The sequence below is a fragment of the Pseudomonas sp. NY5710 genome, assembly GCF_013305665.1.
Taxonomy (GTDB): domain Bacteria; phylum Pseudomonadota; class Gammaproteobacteria; order Pseudomonadales; family Pseudomonadaceae; genus Aquipseudomonas; species Aquipseudomonas juntendi.
Genome location: NZ_CP045554.1, coordinates 2,199,655 through 2,217,413 on the forward strand (window position 1 = coordinate 2,199,655; position 17,759 = coordinate 2,217,413).

At 64.7% G+C, this 17,759-nt stretch carries 15 protein-coding genes; 10 read left to right on the forward strand and 5 right to left on the reverse strand.

All coding sequences use genetic code 11. The features are described 5' to 3' along the window. The first annotated feature begins 135 nt into the window (after positions 1-135). From GEV39_RS09965 to GEV39_RS09985, 5 genes are all read left to right on the forward strand, one after another. Entirely contained in the window at positions 136-804 is a 669-nt protein-coding gene (locus GEV39_RS09965) for an ABC transporter ATP-binding protein (RefSeq protein ID WP_173888629.1), read from the forward strand. Then, on the forward strand, positions 801-3,263 hold the full coding sequence (locus GEV39_RS09970) for an FtsX-like permease family protein (protein WP_173888630.1): 2,463 nt from the start codon (positions 801-803) through the stop codon (positions 3,261-3,263). Before GEV39_RS09965 ends, GEV39_RS09970 begins: the two co-directional genes overlap by 4 nt. Continuing rightward, positions 3,253-4,308, forward strand: a complete 1,056-nt coding sequence (locus tag GEV39_RS09975) for a lipocalin-like domain-containing protein (RefSeq protein ID WP_173888632.1) — start codon at positions 3,253-3,255, stop codon at positions 4,306-4,308. Before GEV39_RS09970 ends, GEV39_RS09975 begins: the two co-directional genes overlap by 11 nt. A 184-nt stretch (positions 4,309-4,492) precedes the next feature. Further along, positions 4,493-5,725, forward strand: a complete 1,233-nt coding sequence (eutH, locus tag GEV39_RS09980) for an ethanolamine utilization protein EutH (RefSeq protein ID WP_029887056.1) — start codon at positions 4,493-4,495, stop codon at positions 5,723-5,725. A 114-nt stretch (positions 5,726-5,839) separates the two neighbouring features. Continuing rightward, positions 5,840-6,637, forward strand: coding sequence for a helix-turn-helix domain-containing protein (locus tag GEV39_RS09985; RefSeq protein ID WP_009686510.1), 798 nt, complete (start codon positions 5,840-5,842; stop codon positions 6,635-6,637). 90 nt (positions 6,638-6,727) lie between these two features. Here the strand turns inward: GEV39_RS09985 and GEV39_RS09990 are convergent, their stop codons facing one another. From GEV39_RS09990 to GEV39_RS10000, 3 genes are all read right to left on the reverse strand, one after another. Continuing rightward, positions 6,728-7,999: a D-arabinono-1,4-lactone oxidase gene (locus GEV39_RS09990; protein WP_009686511.1), complete on the reverse strand. Its 1,272-nt coding sequence runs from the start codon at positions 7,997-7,999 to the stop codon at positions 6,728-6,730. 28 nt (positions 8,000-8,027) lie between these two features. Beyond that, on the reverse strand, positions 8,028-8,795 hold the full coding sequence (locus GEV39_RS09995; RefSeq protein ID WP_173888634.1) for an SDR family NAD(P)-dependent oxidoreductase: 768 nt from the start codon (positions 8,793-8,795) through the stop codon (positions 8,028-8,030). Positions 8,796-8,931: 136 nt separating this feature from the next. After that, the gene (locus tag GEV39_RS10000) at positions 8,932-9,804 is read right to left on the reverse strand and encodes a LysR family transcriptional regulator (RefSeq protein WP_009686514.1); all 873 of its coding nucleotides are present in this window, start codon (positions 9,802-9,804) and stop codon (positions 8,932-8,934) included. Positions 9,805-9,939: 135 nt separating this feature from the next. Here GEV39_RS10000 and GEV39_RS10005 point away from each other — a divergent pair, with 135 nt between their 5' ends. The 4 genes from GEV39_RS10005 to GEV39_RS10020 all read left to right on the forward strand — a co-directional run bounded on the left by GEV39_RS10005 (position 9,940) and on the right by GEV39_RS10020 (position 14,682). Further along, positions 9,940-11,061 carry a muconate cycloisomerase family protein gene (locus GEV39_RS10005; RefSeq protein WP_173888636.1) on the forward strand — a complete coding sequence of 374 codons (1,122 nt, stop codon included), beginning with the start codon at positions 9,940-9,942 and terminating at the stop codon, positions 11,059-11,061. A 98-nt stretch (positions 11,062-11,159) separates the two neighbouring features. Then, a complete protein-coding gene (gene catC, locus GEV39_RS10010) occupies positions 11,160-11,450 on the forward strand; it encodes a muconolactone Delta-isomerase (RefSeq protein WP_173888637.1) in 291 nt (96 codons plus the stop codon). A gap of 35 nt (positions 11,451-11,485) precedes the next feature. Then, positions 11,486-12,418, forward strand: a complete 933-nt coding sequence (catA, locus tag GEV39_RS10015; RefSeq protein WP_173888639.1) for a catechol 1,2-dioxygenase — start codon at positions 11,486-11,488, stop codon at positions 12,416-12,418. A gap of 173 nt (positions 12,419-12,591) precedes the next feature. Continuing rightward, a complete protein-coding gene (locus tag GEV39_RS10020; protein ID WP_173888641.1) occupies positions 12,592-14,682 on the forward strand; it encodes a putative bifunctional diguanylate cyclase/phosphodiesterase in 2,091 nt (696 codons plus the stop codon). Here the strand turns inward: GEV39_RS10020 and GEV39_RS10025 are convergent. Together GEV39_RS10025 and GEV39_RS10030 are read right to left on the reverse strand one after the other, a co-directional pair. Next, a complete protein-coding gene (locus tag GEV39_RS10025; RefSeq protein WP_009686520.1) occupies positions 14,679-14,939 on the reverse strand; it encodes a DUF1652 domain-containing protein in 261 nt (86 codons plus the stop codon). The two genes, GEV39_RS10020 and GEV39_RS10025, sit on opposite strands and share 4 nt — an antisense overlap. 274 nt (positions 14,940-15,213) lie before the next feature. Then, positions 15,214-15,861: a DUF1345 domain-containing protein gene (locus GEV39_RS10030; protein WP_173888643.1), complete on the reverse strand. Its 648-nt coding sequence runs from the start codon at positions 15,859-15,861 to the stop codon at positions 15,214-15,216. A 204-nt stretch (positions 15,862-16,065) separates the two neighbouring features. Between GEV39_RS10030 and pgm the strand changes: the two genes are divergently transcribed. After that, positions 16,066-17,703, forward strand: coding sequence for a phosphoglucomutase (alpha-D-glucose-1,6-bisphosphate-dependent) (gene pgm / locus GEV39_RS10035; protein WP_173888645.1), 1,638 nt, complete (start codon positions 16,066-16,068; stop codon positions 17,701-17,703). Positions 17,704-17,759 lie beyond the last annotated feature (56 nt).

Below are 17,759 nucleotides of genomic sequence, written 5' to 3' on the forward strand. Positions count from 1 at the left end.
CAATCTGCATTAGGCAATGAATAGCGCTATTTGTGCGATTATCGAATCTTGTGTGGATCCATTGTTGGGCGCTCTCTCCTATGTGTCCGTGACCTGCTATTAATGGATAGTCACCCGATACCCCAAGGCCCCCTGATGCTGGCCATCGAAAATCTGCACAAATCATTTACCACCCCCCAAGGGCCGTTGCCGGTGTTGCAGGGCGTCGACCTGTGCCTGGCGCGCGGCAGCAGCCTGGCCTTGATGGGCGAGTCTGGCAGTGGCAAGAGCACCTTGCTGCACCTGGTAGCCGGCCTGGACCGTGCTGACAGCGGGCGCATCATGCTTGACGGCAGTGCCCTGGACAGCCGCTCGGAGGCGTCTCTGGCACGCTGGCGGCGGCAGGGAATTGGCCTGGTGTTCCAGCAGTACAACCTGATCAGCAGCCTGGATGTGGGCAGCAACCTGGCATTCCAGGCCCGGCTGGCCAACCGGCACGACCCCGAATGGGGCGCCCACCTGGCTCAACGCCTGGGCCTGGCTGACCTGCTCGGGCGTTACCCTGAACAACTGTCGGGCGGCCAGCAGCAACGCGTGGCCATCGGCCGCGCATTGGCTGGCCGCCCGGCCTGGTTATTGGCTGACGAACCCACCGGCAGCCTTGACGAAGCCACCAGCGATGAAGTGCTGAGCCTGTTGCTGCAACTGGTCAGCGAGGCTGGCAGTGGCCTGCTGATGGTCACCCACAGCCCCCGGCTGGCGGCGCGGCTGCAGCAACGTTGCTACCTGCAGGGTGGCCGTGTGCGCAGCGGGCAGGGCGCATGAGGCTGCTGTCGCTGGCACTGCTGGCTTTGCTCAGCCACTGGCGGCGCCACCGCGTGCAGTTTTTCAGCATCTTCACCGGGCTGTGGCTGGCTACGGCGCTATGGACCGGGGTGCAGGCCTTGAACAGCCAGGCACGCAGCGACTACGCCAGGGCCAGTGCGGTGCTGGCCGGGCCGCTACAGACGCAACTGCTGCCACGCCACGGCGAACGCTTTGACCAGGCGCTGTACGTGCAACTGCGCAGGCTGGGTTGGGCGGTGTCGCCGGTGCTGGAGGGGCGCCTGCGCCTGCCAGGCGAGCCCGGGCGCAGTGTGCGGCTGATCGGCATCGAGCCATTGAGCCTGCCGGCGGCCAGCAGTATCGCCGGGGTGCAGCCCCAGGCGTTCGACCTGCAGGCGTTCATCGGCGTGCCCGGGCAGGCCTGGGTCGGCCCAGACACCTTGCGCCTGTTGGCCATGACCGCAGGGCAGGTGGCCCACGACCGCGATGGGCAACCGCTGCCACCGTTGCTGGTGCAAGCTGAGCTGGCCCCCGGGGTGATCGTGGTCGATATCGGCCATGCGCAGGCCTTGCTGCAGGCACCTCGGCAGTTGTCACGCCTGCTGGTAGCGGCAAGCCCGGGGCCTTTGCCTGCCGACATTGCGGCGGACCTTGTCGTGCAACCCCGGCAGGATGATGGCGGTTTGCAGCGCCTGACCGACAGCTTCCACCTCAACCTCACTGCGCTAGGCCTGTTGGCCTTCGTCGTCGGCCTGTTCATCGCCCATGCCGCGATTGGCCTGGCATTGGAACAGCGGCGCGGGCTGATTCGCAACCTGCGCGCCTGTGGTGTCAGCCTGGCTACCCTGCTGTGTGCCCTGGGCCTGGAGCTGGGGCTGTTCGCAGTGCTTGGCGGGCTGGCTGGGGTTGCCAGTGGCTACGCGGTGGCGGCCTGGTTGCTGCCCGATGTCGCCGCCAGCCTGCGCGGCCTGTATGGCGCGCAGGTCGCAGGCACGCTGAACCTGCCTGCGCAGTGGTGGTTGTGGGGCGTGCTGGTGAGCGTGATCGGTGCACTGCTGGCCGGGCTGGGCAGCGTCCTGCGCGCCGCACGCTTGCCCTTGCTGGCGTTGGCGCAGCCGCAAGCATGGCGCCTGGCACAGGGGCCGTGGCTGAAGCGTCAGGCTGGGGTAGCGGGCCTGTTGCTGGTGCTGGCGTCAGCTTGCGGGGTGTTCGGCGACAGCCTGCCCAGTGCCTTCGGTATGCTGGCGGCGCTGTTGCTGGGGGCGGCATTAGCGTTGCCAGCCTGGCTCGACAGGTTGCTGGCCTGGTTGGCGCGCCGTTGTCAGCGGCCGTTGGCCCAGTGGTTCGTCGCCGACAGCCGCCAGCAATTGCCTGCCTTGAGCCTGGCGCTGATGGCCTTGCTGCTGGCGCTGGCCGCCAGCGTGGGTGTGGGCAGCATGACCGAGGGTTTTCGCAAGACCTTTGTCGGCTGGTTGGACCAGCGCTTGTCCGCCGACCTGTACGTGACCCCAAGCGATACCGCGCAAGGCCTGCAGGTAGCCCAGTGGTTGGGGCAGCAACCTGCCGTGCGGGTAGTTCTGCCTGGCTGGCGCGTCGAAACGCAGGTGCAAGGCTGGCCGGTCCAGGTGCAGGGCATTGTCGACCACCCCGTTTATCACAGCCGGTGGCCGTTGCTGGAACAGCAGCCGCGGGCCTGGCAGCTATTGGCCGATGGGCAGGCCGTGATGCTCAGTGAGCAGCTGGCGCGGCGGTTGCGTTTGCACTTGGGGGACCACCTGACACTGCCCGCGGACCCGTCTCGCGGCTTGCTCGTCGTTGGCCTGTACGCCGACTATGGCAACCCCAAGGGCCAAATGCTGGTGAATGCCCAATCGCTGCGTGCGCATTGGCCGGATGCTGCGTTGACGGGCTTGAGCGTCGACCTGCTCGACCCCCAGGGGGCCGCCTTGAAAGCCGCGTTGCAACAGCGCTTTCACCTCGACGATAGTCGGGTCGTGGAGCAGGCGCAGTTGAAGCGGTGGTCGACCGAGGTATTCAACCGCACCTTCGCCGCCACCGCCGCGCTCAACAGCCTGACCCTGGGCGTGGCCGGCGTGGCGCTGTTCATCAACCTGCTGACCTTGGGCCAGTCCCGTCTGCGCCAGCTTGCGCCGCTATGGGCCCTGGGGGTACGGCGTACCCAGCTGGTGTGGCTGAGCCTTGGCCAGGCACTGCTGCTCAGCAGCCTCACCGTGCTGTTGGCGCTGCCGTTGGGCCTGTTGCTGGCCTGGTGCCTGGTCGCGGTGGTAAATGTTCAGGCATTCGGCTGGCGTTTGCCGCTGCATGTGTTCCCCGCCCAGTTGCTGCAACTGGCCCTGCTGGGCCTGCTCACCAGCCTGTTGGCCAGCGCCTGGCCACTCTGGCAACTGGCCCGGCGTCAGCCGCGCGAACTGTTGAGGCCGTTTGCCGATGAAACGTAAAGCCTGGCTGTTGCTCTGCAGCCTGTTGTGCGGCTGTGATCAGCCGGCACCGCAAAGCTATGCCGGCCTCGGCCAGCCGGCAGGCGGGTTCAGCCAGGTCACCCGCGGCCATCGCCTGGAATTCCCCCGGGACCATGCGGCCCACGATGGTTTCCGCATCGAGTGGTGGTACGTCACCGCCAACCTCAAAGACACCCAAGGGCGTGACTGGGGCGCGCAGTGGACGCTGTTCCGCTCAGCCCTACGCACCGGCCCGGAGACCGGCGATTGGCAGAGCCCGAACCTGTGGATGGGCCACGCCGCGTTGACCGGCCCCGGCGGCCATCGGTCAGCTGAGACCCTGGCCCGTGGCGGGATTGGCCAGGCGGGTGTGCAGGCCCAGCCGTTTCGGGCGTGGATCGACGATTGGTTGCTGCAGGGGCCGGGCGGTATCGACAACCTGCGTATGACGGCCGCTGGCAAAGGTTTTCGCTACGACCTGCAGTTGCGCAGCGAGCGGCCTCTGGTGCTGCACGGCCAGCAGGGCTACAGCGAAAAGTCGGGCAAGGGCCAGGCTTCTTACTACTACAGCCAGCCGTTCTACCGGGTGCGCGGCGAGGTCGAGCGCGACGGCCTGTGCATCGCGGTGACTGGCCAGGCCTGGCTGGACCGGGAATGGAGCAGCCAGCCGCTGGCCGCCGGGCAAACGGGCTGGGACTGGTTCTCGCTGCACTTGGACAGCGGCGCCAAGCTGATGCTGTTCCAGGTGCGCGAAGCGCACGGGGAGGCGTATCGCGCCGGCACCTGGATCGACCCGCAGGGCCAGGGGGTAGCGCTGTTGCCGGCACAGATCCGCTTGCAGCCGCTGGCCTGGGCCCCACAGGGCAATGGCAAGCAGCTGCCGACCCGCTGGCGGGTGCAGGTGCCTGAGCACGGGTTGGATGTGCAGGTCGATGCTGTTCAGCCGCAGGCGTGGATGCAGACGCGCTTCCCGTATTGGGAAGGGCCGGTGCGCTTGAGCGGCAGTGCCGGTGGCCGTGGGTACCTGGAAATGACCGGGTATTAAGCATTTCGAACCGGGCACGGCACTCTCTTTTGCAGGGGCATATACCTCCCGGTATATGGACAGCCCACCCCCCGCCGCTTAGCTTGAATGCTCGACGGGGCACGCCTTGCTCAGCATAAAAACAACGATGCCCCTGTGACCTTTCAGACCTGCCAACCCCACAACTCTAAAAATGAGGCGGCAAATGGAAAGCATCGGTACCTATGTCATCTACGTGATCATGGTGTGTGCGGTACTGGGTGCATTGGCATCCATCTATAACCCCGAAGGCGAGCTGGGCCAGGAGTTCATCGCCGGGCTGCACAGCATCGGCCCGATCTTCATCCCGGTCGCTGGCATCATGGCCGCGATCCCGTACATTTCAGCCGGCATCAGCCAGGTGATCGCGCCGCTGTTCCAGTTGATGGGCGCCGACCCTGGCACCGCGGGGCCTATCTTCATCGCCTCGGACATGGGCGGCTACCAGTTGGCCAAGGCTTTGGCGCAAAGCCCGGAAGGCTGGATCCTCGGCCTGATCACCGGGTTCCAGAGTGGTTCGACGATCATTTTCGTCATCCCGGTCGGGTTGGCCATGCTGCGCAAGGTCGATCACAAGTACATGGCACTGGGCATCATGGCTGGGCTGCTGGCCATTCCCTTGAGCATCATGATCATCGCCATGGCCATGCAGGGACTGGACCTGGGGGTGCGCCCGGATATCGCAACCACCGGTGCCGCCACCCAGGCCTTGCATTTTTCCTGGGCGATGCTGCTGCGCAACCTGATGCCCTTGATCCTGTTCTGCATTGCCCTGGCGGCGGCGCTGCGTTACTGCCCGGCACTGATGGTGTACCTGTTCCTCAAGCTCGGGCAGTTCATGTACATCGCCGTGGTGCTGGTACTGGTGGCGTCGATCGTGCAGTACTTCACCGGGCTGTTCAGCCATGTATTCGGCAGTTGGGGCTTCGCGCCGATCATCGCCGATGCCGATGACCAGTTCCGCGCCCTGGAGATTGCCGGCTACGTCGGCCTGATGCTGTGCGGGGCATTCCCCATGGTGCATTTGCTCAAGCGCTTTCTGGCGCGGCCGATCGAGCGCGTGGCATCGCGCTTCGGCATGTCTGGGGTCGGGGCTGCGGGTGTGCTGGCGGCTTCGGCCAATATCCTCGCCATGTTCCGCCTGGTCAGCGAGATGCCGCCCAAGGACAAGGTGTTGGTGATTGCCTTTTCGGTGTGCGCGGCCTTCACCTTCGGCGACCACATGGCCTTCTCGGCAAACTTTCAGCCCTCGCTGATCCTGCCACTGATGATTGGCAAGCTCAGTGGCGGCCTGATCGCCATGTTGCTGGCCAGTTGGCTGGCCGTGCCCAAGGCGCAGGAAATGGGGCGCCAGGACGACGCCGCAGGCGCCTTCGCGGTGGCGCCCGAGCCGTCCTGAGCGTAAAGCGTCGTGCATTTGATCCGGAGCGTCCAGGGCGCCCCGGATTTTGTGCTTTTGGCTGGCCAAGGCGGTAAGGTCATGAGGCTTTGGTGCATGAGAGCGTGGTGAACAATGACAAAAGACGAAGCGAACGGGCTGGCTGCGCTGATCGAAGCGATCGGCAGCGAACACTTCGGGCCGGCGCTGGACAAGGTGATAGGCGACAAGCTGGCGTTCGACATGAGCTGCGCGTACCTGTTCCAGTTCAACCAGCCGGCCGTGCTGGTGCATAACGGCTACAACCACAGCGTCAGCGAGCGCACCCTGAACGCCTATGTGCGCGGCGGTTACTTGCTGGACCCGTTTTATGTGGCCTGCGTCAACGAGCACCCAGCCGGGCTGTGGCGCATGAGTGAACTGGCGCCTGACTGCTTCTTCTCTTCAGGTTTCGCCATCTCCCGTGATATCCACCCTTGCGTGGCCTCCGGCTACGGCACGGCAGTGGAAGAGGTGGGGTTCATCATGCCGTTGCAGCCCCAGGTGGCCATGGTCTATTCGCTGATGCGCCATCAGCGCAGTGGGGACTTCAGCGCGGCGGAAATGGCGCTGCTGGCGGACCTGGCGCCATTGCTGGCCGCGCTGTTCGGCCAGCACTGTCGGCTGCGCTTTGCCGAGTGCCTGCGGGCATCGCCGGAAGGCGCCGTGCTGGAGGATGCCTTCGTGGAAATCCTGCAGGGGCAGTTGACCGAGACCCAGCGTTTGATCGCCAAGCTGTTGCTGCAGGGGCACAGCAACGCCTCGATTGCCCGGCAGTTGAATATCTCGGAGGGGACGGTGAAGGTGCACAAGCACAACATCTACCAGCGGCTGGACATTTCCACCAACGCCGAACTGTTTCGCCTGTTCATCGATTATCTGGCCAAGGCATAGCACCGCGTTGCCGGCAGTGGGCCGCTGCGCGGCCCGTACGCGGTGCAAGCCCGCCCCGGCACGTTGCCAGGTGCGCCAGGAGCGGGGTGCTTATTTGAACAGCGGGCTGAGGTGTTCGCTCAGGTAGGTGCCCTGCGGGTCCAACTGCCGGCGCAGCTTGCGGAAGTCTTCGGCACGCGGGTAGATGGCGCTAACATCCTCGCCCGTCAGGAAATGCAACTTGCCCCAATGCGGCCGGGCGCCATACGATCGCAGGATCTGGTCCACCGCGCGCAAGTAGTCCCAGTAATCGGTGCCCGGCTCGCCGGAAACCGAAATGGTCACGCTGTCCTGTTCGAAGAACGGGCTCATCCAGGCGCCGTCACCTGCCGTGAACCGGTACTCGATGGGGTAGATGGCTTGCGGGAAGTCTTCCAGCATCAGCTTGCGCACTGCCCGCAGGGCTTCCTTGCTGTGGCGCAGCGGCACGGCGTACTCCAGTTCATGGAAATTGGGCAGGTACTCGATCGGGTACACATCCGAGCTGTACGCGACCTTCTCGAATGCGCTTTCCCAGGCGGGGCGATCCGTAATGTCCATGACCTTGACTTCGCACACGTCGGTGGTGCGCCCGCTGCTACTGGTGGCCGCGGTGTCGGGCAGGCAATAGCAGTGCCGGCTCTGCTCGGTGGGGCACCAGAAGAAACTGAAATGGCGATGCTTGCGTGCCAGTTCGTCGTGCCTGTCCATCACGCTCTCGAAGTCTTCGCGCCAAATGCGCTCGTGCAGGTTGAAGCTGTCGGTCACCTGCAAGGTCAGTTCGCTGACGATGCCCAGTACACCCAGGGAAACGCGGCCCGCCTGCAGCAGGTCAGGGGTGCTTTCATCGACGACGAGAATGTCGCCGTTGGGCTGCACCAGCTTCATGCCCACTATCGACGAGGCCAGGTTGCCCAGGGTAAGGCCTGTGCCGTGAGTACCGGTGGTGAGTGCCCCGGCAATCGACTGGCTGTCGATGTCGCCCTGGTTGACCATCGACAGGCCAGCTGCCCGCAGGGCCTTGCCGAAGGCATTGATGGTGGTGCCGGCTGCGGCGGTGACGCGCTTTCTGGCGTGGTCGACATGGCGTATGCCGCTCATGTTGGCCAGCGTCAGGTGCAGGCCATTGGTCAGCGCTACCGGGGTGAACGAATGCCCGGACCCGGCCACCCGAACGTTCATGCCGTTGCGGCTGGCCTGGTTGACCAGCGTGCACAGTTCGTCTTCGCTGGCCGGCGCCCCGCGTGCCGCGCGAATGCAGGACTGGTTACCGGCCCAGTTGCGCCAGTGCGCGTGGTCCAGGCCGAATTCGTTGATGTGCATGTTATTGGAGGAAGTGCTCACGTCATTCTCCTGCTTGGCGTGCTTGAGGTCAGACCGCGGTGTAGCCGTTATCCGCGAACAGGTGCGCGCCGTTGACGAAACTGGCGTCGTCACTGGCCAGGAACAAGGCGGCGCTGGCCACCTCGGCGGGTTGGCACAGGCGCCCTTGGGCGGCCGCGATGGCCTGTTCGCTGACGTCCACACCGTGCTTGCGCAGCATGTCGATTTCCCGCAGGCCGTGGGCTGTGGCAATGAAACCCGGGCAAATGGCATTGGCGCGGATACCGCGGTCACGGAACTCCACGGCAATGGCCCGGGCGAACATATGGGTGGCGCCCTTGCTGGTGCAATACAGGACCTCCATTGGCGTGCCCACCACGGCCGATATGGAGGAGGTACACACGATGCTGCCGCCGCCGGCTGCGAGCATGCCCGGCAGCACCGCACGGGTGACCAGGAACATGCTTTTCACGTTCACGGCCATGATCCGGTCCCATTCTTCTTCGCTGGTGTCGAGGAAGGGGACAGCCGAAAGGATGCCGGCGTGGTTCAGCAGTACGGTGATGTGGCCGAAGGCTGCCTCCACGGTGGCGACAGCGGCCTTGACTTGCTGCGCGTCCGACACATCGGCTGCGGCGAAAACCGCTTGGTGGCCGGCTTCGCGCAGTTGTCGCGCAACCGCTGCGCCGTCGCTGCCGGGCAGGTCGACAATGCCGACCCGCGCCCCCTCTGCCGCGAACAGTTGCGAGGCGGCCAGCCCGCAGCCACCCGCGCCACCCGTGATCAGCGCTACCTTGCCGTTTAGACGTCCCGCCATGTTCGACTCCCGAAGATCTTTGTTGAAGTGTTTGTTGCCCGGGCGTTTCGCGATTCGCGTGGCCGAGCATGAAACAGATCAACGGGAACATCCATATACCGATGGGTATACGGGGGCGGGCTGCACGCAGTGGGGCTCAGCCAGCCTGCCGTGCCAGCAAGGCCAGGCAACGCTGCACCATCGGGCTGATATCCCCCTGGCGGCGGCTGAGAATGATCGGGCTGACCGCGCTGCTGTCCAGCAGGCCCACGTATTCAATGTCGGTGCGGTGCTGCTGCTGCACCGATGCCGGTACCAGGGTGATACCGACACCTACTGCCACCAGGCCGATCGCTGTCTGCAATTCATTGGCCCACTGGCTGACCCGGATGCTCATGCCGTGCTGGGCAAACAGCGCCAGCACATGGTCGGCATAACTGGGCCGGGGGTTGGCCGGGTAGAGGATGAACGCCTCCGCCGCCAGTTGCGCCAGGCTCAATGGGCTGGCAGACAGCGGGTGGCCCTTGGGTAGCACCGCTACCAGCGGGTCCTCGCACAGTACCTGCTGCTCAATGGCCGGATCGTCGATGCGGATGCGGCCAAAGGCAATGTCGATACGCCCGCTTTTCAGGGCTTGCACCTGCTGCAGCGTGGTCATTTCGCTCAGGCCCAGCTCCAGGTCGCTGTCCTGGCGCAGCTCGCGGATCAAGTCGGGCAGCACGGTGTACAGGGTGGAGGGGGCAAAACCGATGCCCAGCCACTGGCGCTGGCCCTGGCCGATACGCCGGGTGTTGTCGTTGATGCTCTGCAACTGCTGCAGCACGGTGCAGGTTTGCTCATAGAAAAAACGGCCTGCATCGGTCAGCCGCAGCGGGCGTTCGCGCGCGACCAACAGGGTGCCGAGCTCGTCTTCGAGCTGGCTGATCTGCCGGCTCAGCGGTGGCTGGGCAATGTGCAACAGCTCAGCGGCGCGGGTGAAGTTCAAGGTTTCTGCCAGAACCTTGAAGTAGCGCAGGTGGCGTAGCTCCATCAGACCTCCAGGGTATGGTGAGAGATTCATATGATATTGGACGCTGCGCAGGGTCTCGCGCAATCTTCGCACAAGCAAGCACATGCACCATTCGGGGTGGCCTTCGACCGCCCGACTTGACGAGACCTGGCAACAATGACAAGCGCGCTGATTGAACGTATCGAGGCAGTCATCGTCGACCTGCCCACCATTCGCCCGCACAAGCTGGCGATGCACACCCTGCAGCAGCAGACCCTGGTGGTATTGCGCGTGCGCTGCAGCGATGGCGTGGAAGGCCTTGGCGAGGCCACCACCATTGGCGGCCTGGCCTATGGCTACGAAAGCCCGGAGGGCATCAAGGCCAACATCGACGCGTACCTGGCCCCGGCGCTGCTCGGCCTGCCGGCAGACAACATCAACGCGGCCATGCTCAAGCTGGACAAATTGGCCAAAGGCAACACTTTTGCCAAGTCCGGGCTCGAAAGCGCGTTGCTCGACGCCCAGGGCAAGCGCCTGGGCCTGCCGGTCAGCGAACTGCTGGGTGGCCGTGTACGCGACAGCCTGGAGGTGGCCTGGACCCTGGCCAGCGGCGACACCGCGCGTGATATCGCCGAAGCCCAGCACATGCTGGAAATACGCCGCCATCGGATGTTCAAGCTGAAGATCGGCGCCAACCCGGTGGACCAGGACCTCAGGCATGTGGTGGCGATCAAGCGCGAACTGGGCGACAGCGCCAGCGTGCGGGTCGACGTCAACCAGTACTGGGACGAGTCCCAGGCGCTGCGGGCGTGCCAGGTACTGGGCGACAACGGCATCGACCTGATCGAACAGCCTATTTCGCGCATCAACCGCAGTGGCCAGGTGCGCCTGAACCAGCGCAGCCCGGCACCGATCATGGCCGATGAGTCGATCGAAAGCGTCGAAGACGCCTTCAGCCTGGCCGCCGACGGCGCCGCCAGCATCTTCGCCTTGAAAACCGCCAAGAACGGTGGGCCGCGGGCCGTCCTGCGTACCGCGCAGATCGCCGAGGCTGCCGGCATCGCCCTGTACGGCGGCACCATGCTGGAAGGCTCGATAGGCACACTGGCCTCGGCCCATGCCTTCCTCACCCTGCGCCAGCTGACCTGGGGTACCGAATTGTTCGGGCCATTGCTGCTGACCGAGGAAATCGTCAACGAGCCGCCGCAGTATCGCGATTTCCACTTGCACATTGCGCGCACCCCCGGGCTGGGGCTGACCCTGGACGAAACGCGCCTGGCGCGCTTCGCCAGGCGCTGAGCTGCAGGCTGCTGGAACACGCCCATACCGCGGCGGGGAGCCCACCCGGGCAAACCCCTGCCAGCTTTTGAAGATGACGCAAGAAAGGAGAAACCCGCATGCTGTTCCACGTGAAGATGACGGTGAAACTGCCGGTCGACATGAACCCGGCCACCGCTGCCCAGCTCAAGGCCGATGAAAAGGCACTGGCCCAGCGGCTGCAGCGCGAAGGCACCTGGCGCCATTTGTGGCGCATTGCCGGGCACTACGCCAACTACAGCGTGTTCGATGTGCCTAGCGTCGAGGCCCTGCACGACACCCTGATGCAGTTGCCGCTGTTCCCGTACATGGACATCGAGGTCGACGGCCTGTGCCGGCACCCCTCGTCGATCCACAGCGACGACCGCTGATTGCTGCTGAACAAGAACAATACGAGGTGAGTACGATGACCGTGAACATTTCCCACACTGCTGACATCCAGGCGTTCTTCGACAAGGTCGCCGGGCTGGACCATGCCGAAGGCAACCCGCGTTTCAAGAAGATCATCCGCCGTGTGCTGCAGGACACTGCACGCCTGATCGAAGACCTGGAGGTCAGCGAGGATGAGTTCTGGCACGCCATCGACTACCTCAACCGCTTGGGCGGCCGTAACGAGGCAGGGCTGTTGGCCGCCGGCCTGGGCATCGAGCACTTCCTCGACTTGCTGCAGGATGCCAAGGATGCCGAGGCCGGCCTGGGCGGGGGCACCCCGCGCACCATCGAAGGGCCGCTGTACGTTGCCGGTGCCCCGCTGGCAGAAGGGGAGGCGCGCATGGATGACGGCACCGACCCTGGGGTGGTGATGTTCCTGCACGGCCAGGTCTTTGCTGCCGACGGCCAGCCGTTGGCGGGCGCGACCGTCGACCTGTGGCACGCCAACACCCAAGGCACCTACTCGTACTTCGATTCGAGCCAGTCCGCGTACAACTTGCGCCGCCGCATCGTCACCGATGCCGAGGGCCGCTACCGGGCGCGCTCGATCGTGCCGTCGGGCTACGGCTGCGACCCACAGGGGCCTACCCAGGAGTGCCTGGACCAGCTCGGTCGTCACGGCCAGCGCCCGGCGCACGTGCACTTCTTCATTTCGGCACCTGGGCACCGGCACCTGACCACCCAGATCAATTTTGCTGGCGACCGGTACCTGTGGGATGACTTCGCCTATGCCACCCGCGACGGATTGATTGGCGAGCTGCGCTTTGTCGAGGATGCCGCGGTAGCCCATGACCGTGGCGTGCAGGGTGGACGCTTTGCCGAGCTGGCCTTCGACTTCCATCTGCAGGCGGCCACGGCGCCGCAAGCCGAGGAACGCAGCCACCGCCCGCGGGCCTTGCAAGGTTAGCCGCACACACCCGCAAAGCCGGTGCGATCCGCCGCGGCACCGGCCCCGTTAGCAAACCCGCCACAGGCTTTTTTGGATCCATTCCCATTCGCAAAAACCCCGTGCGTTTCGCCAAAGCTTGAGTACAATCGTCAGCTTTTTCCGGGACTTCCGTCCCAGTGCTGGAAACCCCCATGCTGACCGGTAGCTACTCCTCTTCGCTGGTGTTGATTTCGCTGTGCGTGGCGATCCTGGCGTCCTATACCGCCCTTGACCTGGCCGGCCGCATCGCCACGGCCAAGGGCCGGGCTGCCCACTTGTGGATGTTCGGTGGCGCACTGGCCATGGGGATGGGCGTCTGGTCCATGCACTTCGTGGGCATGCTCGCCTTCAGCCTGCCCATCGACCTGGGGTATGACCTGGGCCTGACCGCGTTCTCGCTGTTGATCGCCGTGCTTTCATCGGGCTTTGCCTTGTGGCTGGTCAGCCAGCCAAGCCTGCCAGGTCTGCAATTGGCGTTTGGCGCGCTGATCATGGGTGCAGGCATTGCCTGCATGCACTACACCGGCATGGCGGCGATGCGCATGCTGCCAGGCATCGATTATGACCCGACACTGTTCGGCGCCTCGCTGCTGATTGCTGTCGGTGCCTCGGCGGCGGCATTGTGGATCGCCTTCCGCCTGCGTGCGCACACACCCTATGTGCGGCAGATTCGCGGCCTGGCAGCAGTGCTCATGGGCTTGGCCATCGTGGGTATGCACTACACCGGCATGGCAGCGGCGAACTTCCCGGATGGCAGCTTCTGTGGGGCGCTGGCGGGCGGTGGCCTGCAAGGCGATGGCCTGGCCTACCTGGTGCTTATCACCACCTTGTCCGTGTTGGCGGTAGCCTTGTTGACCTCGGTGCTGGACGCGCGCCTGGAGGTGCGCACCGCAGAGCTGGCCCGTTCGCTGACCTTGGCCAACCAGGAACTGACCCAGCTGGCCCTGCACGACACCCTGACAGACCTGCCCAACCGCACCTTGCTGGCCGACCGCATCGAGCAGGCGATTGCCAGGGTGGCGGAGCAGGGCGGCTGTTTTGCCCTGATGTTCATCGACCTGGACGGTTTCAAACCGGTCAACGATGCGTTTGGCCACCACATTGGCGACCTGCTGCTCAAGGCCGTGGCCGCCCGCCTGCGCGGCCACCTGCACAGCCAGGACACCCTGGCACGGATCGGTGGCGATGAGTTCGTGCTGCTGGTGCAGTTGCAGGAACCCGACGATGCCATGGACGTGGCGGTCAAGCAGGTCAACCTGGTGTCACGGCCATTCCGGGTGGCCGAGCACGACCTGCAGTTGTCGGCGAGCCTGGGGATTGTCCTTTACCCAGGCAATGGCCAGGATCAGCACGAGCTGCTGCGCAATGCCGACGCGGCCATGTACCACGCCAAGAGCGCCGGCAAGAATGGCTACAGGTTCTTCGACGTGTCGATGAACAGCAACGCCCGCCAGCAGTTGCAGCTGCTGCAGGACTTGCGCCAGGCCGTGGCGCAGCGCCAGTTCCGCTTGCACTACCAGCCCAAGTTCGACGCCCAGGCTTGCCAGCCCATCGGTGCCGAAGCCTTGTTGCGCTGGGAGCACCCGCAGCAGGGTTTGCTGATGCCAGACCGCTTCATCGCGCTGGCAGAAAAAACCGGTCTGATCATCCCGATTGGCGAATGGGTGCTCAATGAAGCCTGCCGCCAGATGCGTCTCTGGCTGGACCAAGGCCATCATCACTGGCGCATGGCGGTCAACCTGTCGGCTATCCAGTTCTGCCATAGCGGGCTGGTCGACAGCGTGGCCCGGGCCTTGCAACACAATGGCTTGCCAGCCAACTGCCTGACCCTGGAAATTACCGAAACCACCGCCATGCATGACGCCGATGCCAGCCTCACAGTGCTGCAGCGCTTGTCCGACATGGGCGTGGACCTGTCCATTGATGATTTCGGTACCGGTTATTCCAGCCTGATGTACCTCAAGCGCCTGCCCGCCAACGAATTGAAGATCGACCGGGGCTTTGTGCGTGAACTGGAACAGGACAGCGATGATGCAGCGATCGTTTCAGCCATTGTCGCGCTAGGCCAGGCACTGGGGCTGCGCATCGTCGCCGAAGGGGTAGAAACCGATCGGCAGCAGGCGTTTCTGACCCGCTTGGGCTGTGACTCGCTACAGGGCTACCTGTTGGGGCAACCCGTACCGGCCGAGCAATTTCTGAGCAAGCTGCAAGCGATGGGCCCGGGGGCCAAGTCTGCCGGTTAACCGGCGTCGCGCAAGGTAAAGGCGGGGGCGAAGGCATCCATCTCGGCCTCGACGGCCTCGATGATGCGTTCGACATCGGCGGCGGCCATGATTGCCGCACAGGGGATGCCGGCAATCGCCAGCACGGTTTCTCCGGTGGCCCGGTCGAACAACCGCGCGACCATGCTGCGTGGCGCATCCATGCTGGCCTCGAAGCCCAGCGGGTGGAAATGCCAGCGCATCACCTGGCAGGCGTTGGGGAACGTCATCTTGTTCATGCCAGCCTCCTGGTCCGTGCCTGGACGTAGTGGGCCGGTGGCCACATCGATGCGGCCGCCGGGTAAGTAAACATAGCACCTGCAATGCGCGATTCTCAGCGGCGAACATGACAAATGTACTGTTGCATGACAACGGTCACATCTGCGGCCCCGCCGGCGCAGTGCCGAAGGCCTCGGTGCAAACGTTTTCGCCTGCTGGATGTGCGCCCTGGCGCAGGCTAACTGCAGGTTGCGCTGTCGGCCCTGGCCCCTGGCTTTCAGACGAACGGCGAGCTCAACCCAGCAAGCCGGCCGCAATGTTGATGGTGAATCCCAGGATTGCCGTGTTGAACACGAATCCCACCAATGAATGCGCCAGCACTACCCGGCGTAATCCACGCCCGGCCACCCCTACGTCGGAGGTCTGCACGGCTACGCTGATGGTGAACGAGAAGTAGTGGAAGTCCCAGTAGTCCGGGTTGCGTTCGCCATCGGCGAAACGCAGGGGTGGCTCATGCTGCCGCCCGGTGTAGAACAACCGCGCATAGTGCAGGCTGAAGACACAGCCGATCATCAACCAGGACCCCGCAACCGTCAGGCCGGTGTACAGATAGTGCAGGGCCTGCGCGCTGCCTTGCAGGCCCCGGCTGGACACCAGTTGCAGCGTCACTGCGGCCAGGCTGGCGATGGCGGCAATGCACACCGTCAGCAGCACCAGGCCGGCATTTTCGTCTTCGACGCGGGCCACCTGGCGGACTTTCGCCGGGTTGGCGCTGCAGCTCAGGTACAGCACCAGCAGCAGATACAACCAGACCCCCAGGTTCCAGCCAGCGAGGATGTGCTGCACGCTGTCGTCAGCGGGTATCAGCCAGCCGCCGAGCAGGCCGACCACGGCGGCGATGCTCAGGCGGGGGTGTGTACGGGTCAGGCGGTGGAAAGCCATGGGGCCTCTTTTTCGGTCGATATGGCTATCACTCTAGCCTGTCGTGGCCAACCCGGTGGAAGGTCCCCCGGCCTGCCAGACCGGCGCTTGCAGGGTGGTCTAGCGCAAAGCCGGTGTTGTTTGCTGGCGCCCATCGCACAGCCTTGCAACTCTCAGTACACTGCACGTTCCAACACCAACATCCGTTGATCTCGAGGTTTTTGCATGAAGCTCAGTCCTTTGGCAGGCAAGCCGGCACCGGCCAGCGTGCTGGTCGATATTCCCCGGCTGCTCACCGCCTACTACACCGGCCGCCCAGACGCCGCCGTGGCGGCCCAGCGGGTGGCCTTCGGCACCTCGGGGCACCGCGGCACTTCGCTTGAATTGAGTTTCAACGAGTACCACGTCCTGGCCATCACCCAGGCGATCTGCCTGTACCGCCAGGAAAAGGGCATCGATGGCCCGCTGTTCATCGGCGCCGACACTCACGCCCTGTCGGCACCCGCCGCCGCCAGCGCCCTGGAAGTGCTGGCCGCCAACGGCGTGCAGGTCATGCTGTCCAAGGATGACGAATACACGCCAACCCCGGCCGTGTCGCACGCCATCCTCTGCCATAACCGGGGCCGTACCCAAGGCCTGGCCGACGGCATCGTCATCACCCCGTCGCACAACCCGCCGCAAAGCGGTGGCTTCAAGTACAACCCGCCCAACGGCGGCCCCGCCGACAGCGACGTGACCAAGTGGATCGAAGCCAAGGCCAACGAATTGCTGGCGGCCAACCTGGCCGGCGTCAAGCGCATGGACCATGCCCAGGCCCTGCAGGCGGCCACCACCCAGCGCCATGACTACGTCAGCCACTATGTGGCCGACCTGGAAAACGTCATCGACTTCGACGTCATCCGTGCTGCCAAGCTGCGCCTGGGCGTAGACCCCCTGGGTGGGGCAGGGGTGCGTTACTGGTCGGCGATCGCCGAGCATTACCAACTCGACCTGGAAGTGGTGAATACCGAGGTCGACCCGACCTTCCGCTTCATGACCGTCGACTGGGATGGCCAGATCCGCATGGACCCGTCCTCGCCGTATGCGATGCAGGGCCTGATCGGCCTGCGCGACCGCTTCGACGTGGCGTTCGCCTGCGACCCGGACCACGATCGCCATGGCATCGTCACGGCCGATGGCCTGCTGCAGCCGAACAACTACCTGGCCGTGGCCATCGATTACCTGTACCGCCATCGCCCGCAATGGCGCAGCGATGCCGCCGTGGGCAAGACCGTGGTGTCCAGCGGCCTGATCGATCGGGTTACCCAGCGCCTGGGCCGCGAGCTGTATGAAGTGCCGGTGGGTTTCAAGTTCTTCGCCCAAGGCCTGTTCGACGGCACGCTCGGTTTTGGTGGCGAAGAAAGTGCAGGGGCATCGTTCCTGCGCCGCGATGGCTCCGTGTGGGCCACCGACAAGGACGGCCTGATCCCCGCCCTGCTGGCCGCCGAGATGACCGCCCGTACCGGGCGCAACCCGAGCCAGGCCTATGCTGACCTGACCGAGGCACTGGGCAAACCCTATGCCACCCGCGTCGAGGCCAAGGCCGATGCGCGGCAGAAGGCGCTGCTGAGCAAGCTGGCACCGGAGCAGGTGAAGTCCACCGAGCTGGCGGGTGAGCCGATCGTGCAGATCCTCAGCCACGCCCCGGGTAATGGCCAGGCGATTGGCGGGCTGAAGGTGATGACTGCCAACGGTTGGTTCGCCGCACGCCCTTCAGGCACCGAAGACATCTACAAGATCTACGCCGAAAGCTTCATCGACGAGGCGCACCTGCAGCGCCTGGTGCAGGAAGCGCAGGTGCTGGTGGACGCTGCCATCGCCTGAGCGGCAACAAAGCACTTGGAACTGCGGCGCGATGTAAATTAGAATTAATCCTATTT

Coding starts and splice junctions, on each gene's coding strand:
- eutH (WP_029887056.1), top strand. CDS start 4,493: ATGGAAAGCATCGGTACCTATGTCATCTACGTGATCATGGTGTGTGCG.
- GEV39_RS10025 (WP_009686520.1), bottom strand. CDS start 14,939: ATGAACAAGATGACGTTCCCCAACGCCTGCCAGGTGATGCGCTGGCAT.
- GEV39_RS09985 (WP_009686510.1), top strand. CDS start 5,840: ATGACAAAAGACGAAGCGAACGGGCTGGCTGCGCTGATCGAAGCGATC.
- GEV39_RS10020 (WP_173888641.1), top strand. CDS start 12,592: ATGCTGACCGGTAGCTACTCCTCTTCGCTGGTGTTGATTTCGCTGTGC.
- catA (WP_173888639.1), top strand. CDS start 11,486: ATGACCGTGAACATTTCCCACACTGCTGACATCCAGGCGTTCTTCGAC.
- pgm (WP_173888645.1), top strand. CDS start 16,066: ATGAAGCTCAGTCCTTTGGCAGGCAAGCCGGCACCGGCCAGCGTGCTG.
- GEV39_RS09975 (WP_173888632.1), top strand. CDS start 3,253: ATGAAACGTAAAGCCTGGCTGTTGCTCTGCAGCCTGTTGTGCGGCTGT.
- GEV39_RS10000 (WP_009686514.1), bottom strand. CDS start 9,804: ATGGAGCTACGCCACCTGCGCTACTTCAAGGTTCTGGCAGAAACCTTG.
- GEV39_RS10005 (WP_173888636.1), top strand. CDS start 9,940: ATGACAAGCGCGCTGATTGAACGTATCGAGGCAGTCATCGTCGACCTG.
- GEV39_RS10030 (WP_173888643.1), bottom strand. CDS start 15,861: ATGGCTTTCCACCGCCTGACCCGTACACACCCCCGCCTGAGCATCGCC.
- GEV39_RS09995 (WP_173888634.1), bottom strand. CDS start 8,795: ATGGCGGGACGTCTAAACGGCAAGGTAGCGCTGATCACGGGTGGCGCG.
- GEV39_RS09965 (WP_173888629.1), top strand. CDS start 136: ATGCTGGCCATCGAAAATCTGCACAAATCATTTACCACCCCCCAAGGG.
- catC (WP_173888637.1), top strand. CDS start 11,160: ATGCTGTTCCACGTGAAGATGACGGTGAAACTGCCGGTCGACATGAAC.
- GEV39_RS09970 (WP_173888630.1), top strand. CDS start 801: ATGAGGCTGCTGTCGCTGGCACTGCTGGCTTTGCTCAGCCACTGGCGG.